Genomic DNA, 13,548 nt, shown 5'->3' with positions numbered 1-13,548 from the left:
CAAATCTGAAAATAAGCAAGAACAGATTGTTTGCAACTTACCTCAGAGACTCTTTTACTTCCTTGCGGAGATTTTCCAAGCTGCTTATTCCATATTTATCCATTACTTTAGGAAGATTTTCGATGATATCAGGACAAGCATAAGGATTGGTAAAGTTGGCTGTTCCAACTCCGATAGCAGATGCTCCAGCCAGATACATTTCTAGTGCAGCTTCTGCCGAATCCACTCCTCCCATTCCAATGATAGGCAGGTCTGTTGTTTGGGCTACTTGTCGGATGAGTTTGAGGGCTACTGGAAAAACTGCTGGACCAGACATTCCACCTGTTCCATTGGCCAAGATTGGTTTTCTGGTTTTGAGGTCAAAACGCATACCAACCAGAGTATTAATCATAGTCAAGCCACTTGCTCCTGCATCCTCTGCTGCCTTTGCGACAGTAACGATATCGGTCACACTAGGAGTTAGTTTGACATAAACTGGTACATCAGAGGCTTCCACAGCTGCTTTCACCACATCATAAGCTAAATCTGGATCTTGACCAATCAAAAGTCCGTGATTACAGTGGTCAACATTGGGGCAAGAAATATTGAGCTCAATAGCCTTTACATTGGCTGCCTTAGAAATACCATGAGAAACAGCCGCATATTCTTGTTTTGAAAAACCAGCTACATTGGCAATGATGGGAAGATTTGGATATTCTCTTTCCAACCACGGTAGCTTTTCAGCTAAAACAACTTCCAAACCCGGATTTTGCAGACCGATTGCATTAAGCATACCAGCAGGTGTCTCTGCCACCCTTGGAGTTGGATTGCCAAAACGGGGTTCAAGAGTTGTCGCCTTGATCATAATAGAACCTAAAAGGTCTAAATCATAGTACTTGGCATACTCTTGTCCAAAGCCAAAACAGCCTGATGCTGGAATGATCGGATTTTTCAAATCCAAACCTGGTAGAGAAACTTGTAAACGATTTGTAGTCATGATTTTCTCCTTATAATAAAACTGTTCCTGTGCGGAAAACAGGGCCATCCTCACAGACGCGTTGGCTGACCGTCTCACTTTCTGGTACTTTTAGGACACAGGCATAGCAAGCCCCCATCCCACAAGCCATACGAGATTCAAGAGATAGATAGGCTCTTGGGTGGTCATAAAAGGTTTGATTGATATACTTCATCATTCCTGGAGCCCCACATGAGTATACAGCATCAAACTGACTTTCTAAATCCTTGATAACAACAGAAACATTTCCCTTGATACCATAAGAGCCATCATCTGTCGTTACAAATACTTGACCATATTGGGCTAATTCCGTTTCCAGAATAACAGCAGACTTATTAGCAAATCCTAGGACTGTCACTACTTTCACACCACGGGCATACAATTCTTTGGCCACTTCAAGCAAGGGAGGAACACCAATCCCCCCTCCAACAAGGAGAACCTGGCTCTGCTCATCTAGGTCAGACAAGTCAAAACCATTTCCCTGAGGACCCATCACATCAAGAATATCTCCCTGACTTAAGGTTGAGAAAATAGCTGTCCCAGCCCCTTCAATCCGATAAATGAGATGACACTGCTTCTTAACCTTATCGATAGACGAAATTGAAATAGGGCGACGCAAGAGATGGGCGTCATCAGGCACACGCAGATGAAGAAATTGACCTGCTCGCATAGATTCAACCATTTCCCCTTCTAGGACTAATTCAAAGATTGCTGGCGCGATTTCCTCCTGTGCAACCACCTTCATGGTTTCCAATCGAATCGCACCCAAACGTTTCTTACATGTGGGATTCATGACTTTTCCTCCTTAAATTTTAAGGGGACCAGATAAAGAAAAGACCTTGCTAGTGCAAGGCCTCAGTTAAAATCGTACAACAGAAGAGAGCACACTCAAAAAGTCCCCTCTAGAAAATTGTACTATTCTTTTATCTGACACCTTGTGAGTCTCTCTGGACTCCCCTTAAAGGTTAAATTTTTACTAGTATACTCTTTCAGCTAAAAAAAGTCAAGTAGAAAACGAACATTCTACTTGACTTCACGAGATTATTTTTCACGAATGACTTCAACCTTGTAGCCATCAGGGTCTTTGACAAAGTAATAGTTTGGTGCAGTTCCTGGTAGACCATTTGGCTCAGTCACTTCATATCCTTTTGCACTATGCTCTTGATGAAGTGCCTCAAGATCAGGTGTACTTAGGGCGATATGGGCAAAGCCATCTCCAACCACATAAGGGCCGTGATCATAGTTATAAGTCAACTCCAACTCATAGTCGTCACCCTCAAGACCTAGATAGACAATCGTGAAGGCATGATCTGGAAAATCTCTGCGACGCAATTCTTTAAAACCAAAAGCATCTTGATAAAATGCAATTGATTTTTCAAGATTTTCTACTCGCAAGCAAGTATGTAGCATTTTTGAAGCCATATTTTCTCCTTTATTTTTAAAAAGACTGGGACAATCCTGTTCCAGTCTTATCTGTTATTATTTACCAAGTTTTGCTTTAGCTGCATCTGCAAGAGCTGTGAAAGCTGATGCATCGTTAACAGCCAAGTCAGCAAGCATTTTACGGTTAACTTCGATCTCAGCCAATTTCAAACCATGCATCAATTGTGAGTATGAAAGTCCGTTCATACGAGCTGCCGCGTTGATACGAGTGATCCACAATTTGCGGAAGTCACGTTTTTTCTGACGACGGTCACGGTATGCATAGTAGTAAGAGTTCATTACTTGTTCTTTCGCAGTACGGAACAAGATGTGTTTAGCTCCATAGTAACCTTTTGCTAATTTAAGAATACGTTTACGACGTTTGCGTGATACAACGCCACCTTTAACACGTGCCATGTTTTATTTCCTCCAAATATTTCCTAGAATTCTTTACTTACTGTTAAGCTATTATTTCAAGCGAGTAAGCATTGCTTTGATACGTTTGTAATCTCCTGAATGCACCATAGATGCTTTACGAAGATGACGACGTTGTTTCTTAGTTTTTCCGTGGAAACGGTGAGAAGTGTAAGCACGGAAACGTTTAAGTCCACCAGAACCTGTACGTTTGAAACGTTTAGCTGATGCGCGGTGTGTTTTTTGTTTTGGCATGATTTTTTCTCCTTTATTTAACTTTCTGACAATTATTTTTTGTCAGTCGCTGGCGCCAATTGCATGAACATTTGACGTCCATCCATTTTAGCACGTTGTTCGATGATGGCAATATCTTGAGTTGCTTCAGCAAACTCGGCTAAAACTTTTGCACCAATCTCTTTATGGGTAATCATACGACCCTTAAAGCGAATAGATACCTTAACTTTATTTCCTTTTTCAAGGAATTTGCGTGCATTGCGAAGTTTTGTATCAAAGTCACCCTTGTCAATAGTTGGACTTAGACGAACTTCTTTCACAGTAACAACACTTTGTTTTTTACGTTGTTCTTTTTGTTTCTTCTGGTACTCAAATTTGAACTTACCGTAGTCCATAATTTTTGCAACAGGTGGTTTGGCTTGCGGTTGAATCAATACTAGGTCAACATTAGCGTTATCAGCCAAAGCTTGCGCTTCACTGAGTGGCTTAATGCCTAACTGTTCTCCTTCAAGACCAATCAAGCGAACTTCACGTACACGAATCTCATCATTGATGAATAAGTCTTGCTTTGCTATGGTTTTCACCTCTTTTGTTTTATTAGAGAAAAACAATAGCGGACTCGTAAATATACAAGCCCGCACGTTATGATAGCGTTTCTTAGAAACTTTTCATCCGTAGGGCCAGGCAACTTAATGTCACAAGGCGAGAAGCTCTCACTTCTGCTTTTCTCAACTTTTATATGATACCAAGTTTTCTAGCCCTTGTCAAGATAAAAAGTTATTTTTTTGAAAAGTTTGTGTTTATTAACCAACCGTTTCAACCTTCCAACTTTTCCACCCTTTAAAGCGTATAGCTCCTTGCTGGTCAGTTCGGTAAACTTTACTATTGATACCTTCCAGTCGTGTCAAAGTCTCCTGATGGGGGAGTTTCGTTCGATTGTTCTTTCCAACTGAGATAAGAGTAAGCTCTGGTTTGAGTTTTTCTAGAAAGGCTGAACTAGATGACTTTTTAGAGCCATGTTGGCCAGCTTTCAAAACATCCACCTCTAGGTCAGGATAATGCTTCAGCACGTCCTTCTCTCCTTTCTCCTCCAAGTTTCCTGTGAAAAGAAAGTTTTTATCCAAAAGTTTTCCATACAGAACCAGGGAATCATCATAACCTCCATCTCCCATTTTCCTTGGAGATAGGACTTCTAACTGACTTCCAAAAATTGGCAAGTTCTCTCCCACTGACACACTACGAACCTTGGTTTGAGTTGCCTGTAGTTCTGCCACAAATTCCTTCTGTTTCAAACTGCCTTTTGATACTAAAATCTCCCCTACATGGAAAGCCTTGGTCACCTCCAACAAATCTCCAACATGTTCCTTGTCCGTATTGGTCAAAATCAGCTGGTCAATCTTGGCCACTCCTCGACTTTTAAGATAGGGTATCAAGCTTCTCTGTGCATTACTGGTCGTCGTCTTTTCTTGCCAAGCCTTAATTTTCTTATCAGATTCTGCCTTGCCACCTACATCTATGAGAATGGTCTTCCCAGTTACATCCCTTAGGAAAATACTTTCCCCTTGCCCCACATCCAGCATGGTGATTTCATTTTCCAGTGGATGCTTGGTCAGGAAAAAGAGTCCTGTAATCAATAAGCTCAATACTGCTAGCCTTTTAATGTTTTTTCTCAAATCATAAACTAAAGCCAATGAAATTAACAATAGGATTAAAAGCCATGCATTGGGTTGTCCAAAGACAAGCGGTCTACTTGCCACCTGTGATACAAAGCGAATCATTCCCTCCAACCATTCAAAGATAAAATTCAGCTGAATGACTGGATAGAGAAAGGAAAGGGCAAATAAGATAGACAAGAGCGGTAAAAATACCAAGTCAAATAGAAAGGAAAAGACAAAGGTCAAAAGGATGGACCAAGGCTGAAATTCCGCAAAATAGAAGGATAGAATGGGCAATATCCCCAAGGAAATGACCAGACTTTCTCTGGCAACAGCCTTAAGTCCCTCCCCTTCTTTGCTGGTCATGGTCAAGATAAAAGCATAAGCACATGACAAAACTCCTCCTGCAGTCAGGAAAAAGTTTGGCATGATGATAAAGAGGACAAGCGCCGTCAAGGCAAAATTATCCAAGCCCTTAACACCATGTTGAGCCAGTAGCTTCTGCAATAGACTTCGAATGACTGATGCTGAAAATCCTGTCAGCCCTGCATAGATAAGAGAAAAGGGATAAGTCAGCCATTTCAACTTTTCTTGGGTCAAGCCCAATCGCAAGAGAAGTTTCTTAAATCCATCCATGAAAAAGCCTACCTGCATACCCGACAAGGCAAAGAGGTGGATAATTCCAAGACTGGAATAAAGCTCATTCATCTCCTCAAAGTCGGTGTCCAGATGTCCTAATAGAAGTCCCGTCATGTAATTGCGCATAGGGTCTGGAAAATGCGTCTTAATCCAAACTACAGCCTTTCGGCGTAAACTCGACAGGTTTTCACCTACATCCCAACTGCCAACCTTTTGAAATGATTGGATTTTTTTGATATTTAGAGTCTGGTAAATTCCCTGAGTTTTCAGATAGGCTTGATAGTTAAATCCACCAAAGTTTCTCTTCCCTTCTGGATCCAAAAGTTTTCCTTCTAGTTCCAAGTCATGAAGGTCTGTTAAAGTTTGAAATTGTTCTTTCTCCTCCTCGGACTGGAGTTTATAATAGACTTGAAAAACGCGTCCACGAGACTTACCACGAAAGGACAAACTATCACCATTGACCTTAATAGTGTCAGGCAAAATCCGTACCTTTTCAACAGAATCCACCAGATTTTGATTCGCTTGACTCTGTTGCCAATTTTGAAACAGAAACCAGCAACCAAAGATTCCACAAATCACTAGAACTCTGCCTGCTGATTTCCAAGGAAATTGAATAAAGAGACAAACTAGCAGAAAAACAAAGCCCAACAAAGCAAGATAGGATGCTGAAAAAATGGCGTAATAAAGCCAAAGCAACAGAAAACTCAGGTAAATTAGGGGAATGGGGAAATTCTTAATCCACTGTAACATAATCTTTTAGCTTTTCTATGGTCTTGGCACCAATGCCAGAGACTTTCTTGAGTTCATCAACCGACTTGAATTTCCCATTTGTTTCACGATGATCGATAATGTCCTGAGCTCGTTTTCCTCCCAGTCCCTTGACCTGCTTGAGTTCTTCCAGACTGGCCTTGTTGAGATTGACCTTCTTTTCCTTGCTTGTTGAAGAAGCCATCCCAGAACCAGTCTGTTGACTAGCTGCTTCTTCTCCCTTAGTGGGAACGTAAACCAGAGCCTCATCACTAACTTTCTGAGCTAGATTGAGCGACTTGCTATCTGCTTGCTCTGTCAAGCCACCTGCCTTCTGAACAGCATCATTGACCCGACTACCTACCGGCAAATCATAAATTCCAGGTGCTTTAACAGCGCCTTTTACATCTACTGTGATTAGATCTTGTTCAACCGGTTCCTCCTTCTTCACTTCCTTTTCGGTCGACGAATCCTTGGAAACAGCTGCGACTTCTGCCTGCAAATTCCTTTCCTTGACAGGTGTTTGTGGAGCTGGTTTTAGCAGGAAAAATCCGCCAACAAGCAAGCCCAGACCAGTACAGATGACAATGATTTTATACTCTTTGATTTTCTCGAAAATTGCTTCCATATTTTCTCCTCTCTTAGATTATTCGTAAGAGAAAGAAAAAACAGTCGAAAATTTCTTTTCAACTGCTTATTTATTTGCAAAATAGTCTTCCTTGGTCAAGACATAATGAACTCTTGTCACGATTCGGCCTTCTTCATGCTGGTCCATACAAGCATAAGGTTCTGCATGTGAAAAACGCATGCCTGATTTCTCCATGACCTTTCCAGATGCAGGATTAGCCTTATCGTGTAAAGCAACTAACTTATTCATTCCTATCTTCTCAAAAGCTAGCTCAATTACGGCACGATTGGCTTCTGTCGCCAATCCTTGATTCCAATACTTTTTATTGATAATGTAGCCAATAGCTGCCTTCTTAAGAACAGAATCAATCTTGTGCAAGTCAATGGTTCCAATAAATTTGCCATTGCATTTCAGTTCTATTCCCCAGCGTCCCAAGGGATTGGTCAAGTAGAACTGAGCAATGTTATTTTTGGTTTCTTCTAAATTTTGATTGGTTGGAAAAGTGTAACGTGTATTATCCTTATCCGAGGCATAGTCAAACATTGCTTCCGCATCATCCAAGGTTACAGGTCTAAGCAATAAACGCTCCGTTTCTATAGACGGATACTGGGCAAGTTTTACAAAAATTGATTCCATACGTTTCCTCCACTTGAAAAGTTTCTAACTAAGATTCTAACTAAGATAAGGATATTGAATGAAACATTTAAAACGCAAATTTATACTTGGTATTGAGATAACTTTAAGTACAAAAGAACTATCCTTCAGATAGAGGTTGAGGATCTAATTCTTCACTCTCTGCTTTTTTAACTGGAGATGGTTCATAAGCTCGGATAATCTGAGCGACAACTGGATGGCGAACCACATCCTTAGCAGAAAAATGAACAAAGTCAATCTGGTGAATGTTCTTTAGTTTCTCTTGAGCATCAATCAAACCGGACTTGACATTGCGTGGCAGGTCAATCTGACTAATATCTCCATTGACAATCATCTTAGAATGAAAACCTAAACGAGTCAAGAACATCTTCATCTGCATGATGGTCGTATTTTGCGCCTCATCGAGAATGACAAAGGCATCATCCAAGGTTCGTCCACGCATATAAGCAAGGGGCGCAATCTCGATAATTTCACGCTCCATGAGACGAGTCGTTTGGTCTTTTCCCAGAATCTGATACAAGGCATCATAAACAGGTCGAAGGTAAGGATCTACCTTCTCTTTAAGATCACCCGGAAGAAAACCTAGACTTTCACCTGCTTCCACTGCTGGACGAGTCAGGATAATTCGCTTAACCTGACCACGTTTAAGAGCTGTCACTGCCAAGGTCACTGCAAGGAAGGTCTTACCTGTACCTGCTGGCCCAATTCCAAATGTCACATCATGCTGTTTGACACTGTCCACATAAAGTTTTTGACCCAGTGTTTTGACACGGATAGGCTTCCCTGTATTATCTTTGATGATTTCTTCTTCGTAAAGGGCGACAAACTTGTCAATTTCATCGTTTTTGACCATGCTAATCGCAGTCACCACATCTGGCGTGCCAACGGTCATACCACGATTGACCAAGACCATGAGAGCTTGGATAACCTGACGGGTTTCCTCACAGGCAGTCTCTTCTCCCAAAACCTGCACAATCTCCGTACGAGCATGAATCACCACATCAAGCTCTTCTTCCATCAAACGAAGATGGCGCTCATTGGAACCAAAAAGATGAAACAGGTCATCTGGATGACTCAGTTGAATGTCTATTGAATGTTCCTTCAAATAAAGAACCTCTCTAATCCTTTTATTTTTAGTAGTTTTTCGTTTGCTTTTAGTACTAGACAACGAGTCGTAGGCATAACTAAGGTTAGGCAAGGCAAGTTAACGACGTAATAAAAGATAAACGGAATGACTATATTATAGCAGAGGGATGGAGAAATTACTAGCCCAAACCCAATGACTCATGCTAGTGTTCTAAGTATTCTTGCCAGATAGCGTCAAAGTCTCCTAGGTTAAAAGAGAAACTGGCATGTTCCTCTAAAAAGCGACTCACCTCATCAAAATCATCTGTGTGTTTTGGGAAGGCTGATTCTTCAAAAGCGAGGTCTGCCAAGATAGCCTTGGGACTATTACTTTTAGGATTGCGCTCAGTCATGAGCCAAGTATAAAATGATTTTCTCATATGTCTCCCTAAATCAACTCTGTCCCAAACTGGTCTTGCTTGATTTTGCCAGCCTTCATCAAGCCACCAAGTGCTTTCTTGAACTGACCTTTAGAAATGCCAAAGGTTGCTTTGATGTCGTCTGGAGATGACTTATCATTTAAGGTCATGAAACCGCCATTGCCTTCCAAGTAGGTCAAAATCATCTGGGCATCATTTTCCAACATCTCAAAAGAACGCGGTTTGAGGGAGAGGTTCAAGGTACGGTCCACTTCACGGAAACCAATGACACGCGCATCTAAGACTTGACCCAAACGTGGCTCTGCGTAGCGCTCGCTAGGATGGATAAAGCCAAGCATGTTATTTTCTGGCAGGTAAACAAAAGTTCCTGACAGCTTGAGACGATATACAATGGCTGGCCAGTTTTGGTTCTGCATGTTGTTGTAGGCAGGACGAGCCAGACGTTGGAAGTCTTCTTGATAAGCCAAGAGGCCCCAGATACGGTCTTTCTTGTCCACTTCAAGACGGATGTAGAGTTGGTCGCCCTTCTTAGGCCAGAGTTCCTTGAGCTCAGGGAGGATATCGAGTGACACAACGATTTCCTTGTCAGGAAGACCCGTATCCACAAAGACACCCAAGTCCTTACGAACCTCTGTGACACGGCCCCAACCAAATTGGTCCTGAGTGGCAGTCACTTCTAGAGTTGTCAAGCGGAGTTTTTGCTTCATATCCGCGTAGGCAAAGCCTTTAACCGTGTCCCCTACTGTATGCTGACCTTCTTCCTTAGCAAGTGCATAGGTCTGGCCATCCTTTTGCACAAAGTAAAAACGGTCATTTTCATCGATGATGAGTCCAACGATAAAACTTGCAAGATTTGTATTCATATTTCCTTCTTTCGAATAAAACTCAGCCAGCAATGCCAACTGAGTTTTTCTGTTTATTTTTAGACTTCCAAAAGTTCTTTCTCTTTGTTGGCAGTCATGTCGTCGATGTGTTTCACAGCATCGTCTGTTACTTTTTGAATATCTTTTTCAAGAGTCTTCAATTCGTCTTCAGTGATTTCTTTTGCTTTTTCTTGTTTCTTAGCTTCGTCCATAGCATCACGACGGATATTGCGGACAGCCACTTTAGCATTTTCGCCGACCTTCTTCACTTCTTTAGCAAGGTCACGACGAGTTTCTTCTGTAAGAGCTGGGATAACCAAACGAATCACAGAACCATCGTTAGCTGGTGTGATACCAAGATCAGAAGCGTTCAAGGCACGTTCGATGTCTTTCAATGAAGACTTATCAAATGGTGTTACCAACAAAACACGCGCTTCTGGAATCGTAATGGAAGCGATTTGGTTAAGAGGAGTTTCTACTCCATAGTATTCTACATGTACACGATCAAGCAAACTTGCATTGGCACGTCCTGCACGGATACCACCAAATTCACGAGCAAGTGATTGATGAGACTGAGTCATTCTCTCTTTAGCTTTTTCAATAATTGCGTTAGCCATAATCTTTCTTATTCCTTTTCTTAAATATTATTTGAAACAGTTGTTCCGATATTTTCACCAAATACAACACGTTTGATGTTACCTGGTTGGTTCATGTTGAAGACAACTAAGTCAATGTCGTTATCCATTGAGAGGGTTGAAGCTGTTGAATCCATGATACGAAGTCCTTTGTTAATCACATCACGGTGGGTCAATTCTTCAAACTTAACGGCTGTCTTGTCCTTCTTAGGATCGGCATTGTACACACCATCGACGCCATTTTTAGCCATGAGGATAGCATCTGCTTCGATTTCCGCTGCACGAAGGGCCGCTGTTGTATCTGTTGAGAAGTAAGGTGAACCAATTCCGGCACCAAAGATAACGATACGGCCTTTTTCAAGGTGACGAAGGGCACGTCCACGTACGTAAGGCTCTGCCACTTGTTGCATGGCAATGGCTGTTTGCACACGCGTATCGACACCAACTTGTTGCAATGAATCTGCCATCACAAGAGCATTCATAACAGTCCCAAGCATTCCTGTGTAATCTGCCTGAACGCGGTCCATACCTGCTTCTGCTGCAGGTTCTCCACGCCAGAGATTTCCTCCACCAATAACAAGGGCAATTTCGATACCTAAGCTATGAACTTCCTGAATCTCTTTCGCGATTGTTTGAACTGTTTGGATATCAATCCCTACGCCCCGTTCACCGGCAAGGGCTTCACCTGATAACTTGATTAAAATACGTTTATACTTGGGATTCGCCATTTTCACTCTCCTTTTTTTATCCTACCTATTTTATCATAATTTCTAAGATTTTTATAGTACCATGAGCAATTCTTGGAAAAAAATTAGACCCTTAAAAATTCCTCTAAGTCGCTAAGGGCACGCTCTGCAATTTTTTCATAACGAGCCTTCTTATCACGGATACGCTCGCCTTCCAACTCCTTGATAATTCCAAAATTGACATTCATTGGTTGGAAATGCTTGCTGTCCGCATGGGTGATGTAATGAGCTAAGCTTCCAATCGCTGTTGTTTCTGGGAAGATAGCTTGGCTTTCTCCTTTGAAGAGTCGAGCAGCGTTAATACCTGCAACTAAACCTGATGCTGCTGATTCAACATAGCCTTCCACACCCGTCATCTGACCAGCAAAGAAGAGATTTGGTTGTTTCTTAGAACGATAAGTCTGTTCAAGAAGATTTGGTGAATCCATGTAAGAATTGCGGTGCATGACACCATAACGTACAAACTCAGCATTTTCAAGACCTGGAATCATTTGAAAGACTCGCTTTTGTTCTCCCCATTTGAGGTGGGTCTGGAAACCAACGATATTGTAGAGACTACCAGCCGCATTGTCCTGACGAAGCTGAACCACCGCATAAGGTGTTTTAAATTCGCCATCACGAGGCCCTGTGTAGTCATCTGGATACTCAAGACCGACTGGTTTCATCGGACCATAAAGCATAGTTTTAATGCCTCGTTTGGCCATGACTTCGATAGGCATACATCCTTCAAAGTACTTTTCTTTTTCAAAAGAATTGAGCGGTGCTTCTTCCGCATTGACCAAGGCTTCATGGAAATCCATAAATTCTTGTTTGGTCATAGGGGCATTGAGGTAGGCCGCCTCCCCCTTGTCATAACGAGATTTGAGATAAACCTTGCTCATATCGATAGTATTGACATCGATAATAGGCGCTGCCGCATCGTAGAAATAGAAACCATCGCCGTCATTAAGGGCATGAATCTTTTCAGCCAAAGCATCACTGGTCAAAGGACCAGTCGCCACAACTGTAATAACATCTGTCGGCAATTCTGTAATTTCATCACGAACCACTTCAATCAAGGGGTGGTTGCCCACTTTTTCAGTCACCATTTGAGAGAAACCTTCACGGTCCACTGCAAGGGCTCCGCCTGCGGGAACACGTGTAGCCTCAGCAGATTCCAAGATAACAGAACCCAAGCGGCGCATTTCTTCCTTGAGAAGCCCCACTGCATTTGTCAAAGCATCTCCACGTAGAGAATTGGAACAAACCAACTCAGCAAAATTATCTGTTTTGTGCTGAGGTGTTGACTTGACACCACGCATTTCATAGAGTTTAACTGGGATACCACGCTCTGCAATTTGGTAGGCTGCTTCAGAACCTGCCAAACCAGCACCAATAACATTGATATAAGATTGAGACACGACACTAATACCTCTTTGGGTGGAACCTAAGTTCATATCAAAACAAGGCACTGGCTTGTTTAACACCCACAAATCTTTCTATTTTTTCTTCTACTAGTATAACAAAAAAAGGGAAGAAGGCAAACTTCCCTGTTTAGTCGTTTTATTGATTTTCTTCCCAGTCGTGGTAGGCAGCATAGAGCTTGCTTTTATTCCACTGGTAAAACTTAGCAACTTCCTTAATAGCTTGATTTTTCTTCATTCCTTGTTGGATGCGGGTTTTGATTTCTAAGAACAAATCTTCCTCGTCCTTTTCCTCCACATCTTGGCTGGCACCTTCAACGATGAGAAGGCACTCGCCCTTAAGCGGCGTTTCAGCGATGCTTTCTAATAACTCAGAAATGGTACCTCGTTGGTATTCTTCATAGATTTTGGTCAATTCTCTGACCAAGACGACCATGCGGTCACCGTAGACTTCTAACATATTTTCTAGCGTATCTGCCACACGATGGGGCGATTCATAGAAAATCTGAGTCTCAGGATAGTCTTTTTTCAAGTCGAAAAATTGCTTCTGTTGGCCTGATTTTCTAGGTAAAAAGCCATAAAAGATATGTGGCTGTGGCGCTAAACCACTGGCGATCAAGGCAGAAATTCCTGCAGAGGCACCTGGAACAGTGACAACTGCGATTTCTTCCTCAATAGCCGCCTTGACCAAATCATGACCAGGGTCTGAAATACTTGGCAGACCTGCATCGGATACCTGAGCAATACTTTGCCCTGCTTTCAAAAAATCAATCAAATCAGGAATTTTTTCCTTGGCATTATGCTCATGAAAACTGATTTGCTTGGTGGAAATATCAAAATGCTTGAGCAAAAGTCCTGTATTGCGCGTATCCTCAGCCGCGATCCAGTCTACTTCTTTCAAGGTCTGGATAGCTCGAAAGGTCATATCATCCAGATTGCCAATCGGCGTTGCTACAAGGTAGAGCTTACCATAGAGGGACTGCCCCTTAAAACTTTTTTGAATCTGCAT

At 42.0% G+C, this 13,548-nt stretch carries 16 protein-coding genes and 1 other annotated feature; all 16 genes read right to left on the bottom strand.

Features of this window, described 5'->3' with window-relative positions:
• Positions 1 to 37 precede the first annotated feature (37 nt).
• The 16 genes from QZ114_RS06355 to rsmI all read right to left on the bottom strand — a co-directional run bounded on the left by QZ114_RS06355 (position 38) and on the right by rsmI (position 13,548).
• Entirely contained in the window at positions 38 to 1,024 is a 987-nt protein-coding gene (locus tag QZ114_RS06355) for a dihydroorotate dehydrogenase (RefSeq protein WP_295501087.1), read from the bottom strand.
• On the bottom strand, positions 987 to 1,787 hold the full coding sequence (locus tag QZ114_RS06350; protein WP_295501084.1) for a dihydroorotate dehydrogenase electron transfer subunit: 801 nt from the start codon (positions 1,785 to 1,787) through the stop codon (positions 987 to 989). The genes QZ114_RS06355 and QZ114_RS06350 overlap by 38 nt, the downstream gene beginning before the upstream one ends.
• 248 nt (positions 1,788 to 2,035) lie before the next feature.
• Complete coding sequence (locus QZ114_RS06345) at positions 2,036 to 2,416, bottom strand: VOC family protein (RefSeq protein ID WP_000157153.1); 381 nt, start codon at positions 2,414 to 2,416, stop codon at positions 2,036 to 2,038.
• Positions 2,417 to 2,473: 57 nt separating this feature from the next.
• Positions 2,474 to 2,833: a 50S ribosomal protein L20 gene (gene rplT / locus QZ114_RS06340; protein WP_037578568.1), complete on the bottom strand. Its 360-nt coding sequence runs from the start codon at positions 2,831 to 2,833 to the stop codon at positions 2,474 to 2,476.
• Between the two features lie 51 nt (positions 2,834 to 2,884).
• The gene (gene rpmI, locus QZ114_RS06335; RefSeq protein WP_001125943.1) at positions 2,885 to 3,085 is read right to left on the bottom strand and encodes a 50S ribosomal protein L35; all 201 of its coding nucleotides are present in this window, start codon (positions 3,083 to 3,085) and stop codon (positions 2,885 to 2,887) included.
• 32 nt (positions 3,086 to 3,117) lie between these two features.
• Positions 3,118 to 3,648: a translation initiation factor IF-3 gene (infC, locus tag QZ114_RS06330; RefSeq protein WP_000848180.1), complete on the bottom strand. Its 531-nt coding sequence runs from the start codon at positions 3,646 to 3,648 to the stop codon at positions 3,118 to 3,120.
• 15 nt (positions 3,649 to 3,663) lie between these two features.
• Positions 3,664 to 3,795 (bottom strand) — a sequence feature (ribosomal protein L20 leader region).
• Positions 3,796 to 3,867: 72 nt separating this feature from the next.
• A complete protein-coding gene (locus QZ114_RS06325; protein ID WP_295501077.1) occupies positions 3,868 to 6,108 on the bottom strand; it encodes a DNA internalization-related competence protein ComEC/Rec2 in 2,241 nt (746 codons plus the stop codon).
• Positions 6,092 to 6,733 carry a helix-hairpin-helix domain-containing protein gene (locus tag QZ114_RS06320; RefSeq protein WP_295501074.1) on the bottom strand — a complete coding sequence of 214 codons (642 nt, stop codon included), beginning with the start codon at positions 6,731 to 6,733 and terminating at the stop codon, positions 6,092 to 6,094. The genes QZ114_RS06325 and QZ114_RS06320 overlap by 17 nt, the downstream gene beginning before the upstream one ends.
• A 66-nt stretch (positions 6,734 to 6,799) precedes the next feature.
• Positions 6,800 to 7,369, bottom strand: a complete 570-nt coding sequence (locus QZ114_RS06315; RefSeq protein WP_295501072.1) for a GNAT family N-acetyltransferase — start codon at positions 7,367 to 7,369, stop codon at positions 6,800 to 6,802.
• A gap of 118 nt (positions 7,370 to 7,487) precedes the next feature.
• Complete coding sequence (locus tag QZ114_RS06310) at positions 7,488 to 8,492, bottom strand: PhoH family protein (protein WP_295501069.1); 1,005 nt, start codon at positions 8,490 to 8,492, stop codon at positions 7,488 to 7,490.
• 184 nt (positions 8,493 to 8,676) lie between these two features.
• On the bottom strand, positions 8,677 to 8,892 hold the full coding sequence (locus QZ114_RS06305) for a YozE family protein (RefSeq protein ID WP_001232084.1): 216 nt from the start codon (positions 8,890 to 8,892) through the stop codon (positions 8,677 to 8,679).
• A gap of 8 nt (positions 8,893 to 8,900) precedes the next feature.
• Positions 8,901 to 9,755 (bottom strand): RNA-binding virulence regulatory protein CvfB, encoded by an 855-nt coding sequence (gene cvfB / locus QZ114_RS06300; protein WP_295501064.1) that lies wholly within the window; start codon positions 9,753 to 9,755, stop codon positions 8,901 to 8,903.
• A 59-nt stretch (positions 9,756 to 9,814) separates the two neighbouring features.
• Positions 9,815 to 10,372 carry a ribosome recycling factor gene (frr, locus tag QZ114_RS06295; protein ID WP_001262225.1) on the bottom strand — a complete coding sequence of 186 codons (558 nt, stop codon included), beginning with the start codon at positions 10,370 to 10,372 and terminating at the stop codon, positions 9,815 to 9,817.
• A gap of 20 nt (positions 10,373 to 10,392) precedes the next feature.
• A complete protein-coding gene (gene pyrH / locus QZ114_RS06290; RefSeq protein ID WP_000002995.1) occupies positions 10,393 to 11,118 on the bottom strand; it encodes a UMP kinase in 726 nt (241 codons plus the stop codon).
• 83 nt (positions 11,119 to 11,201) lie between these two features.
• Positions 11,202 to 12,536 (bottom strand): methylenetetrahydrofolate--tRNA-(uracil(54)-C(5))-methyltransferase (FADH(2)-oxidizing) TrmFO, encoded by a 1,335-nt coding sequence (trmFO, locus tag QZ114_RS06285; RefSeq protein ID WP_295501060.1) that lies wholly within the window; start codon positions 12,534 to 12,536, stop codon positions 11,202 to 11,204.
• Between the two features lie 142 nt (positions 12,537 to 12,678).
• The gene (rsmI, locus tag QZ114_RS06280) at positions 12,679 to 13,548 is read right to left on the bottom strand and encodes a 16S rRNA (cytidine(1402)-2'-O)-methyltransferase (RefSeq protein WP_295501057.1); all 870 of its coding nucleotides are present in this window, start codon (positions 13,546 to 13,548) and stop codon (positions 12,679 to 12,681) included.

The organism is uncultured Streptococcus sp. (assembly GCF_901875575.1).
Taxonomy (GTDB): domain Bacteria; phylum Bacillota; class Bacilli; order Lactobacillales; family Streptococcaceae; genus Streptococcus.
This window is presented reverse-complemented; position numbering and strand designations above follow the sequence as displayed.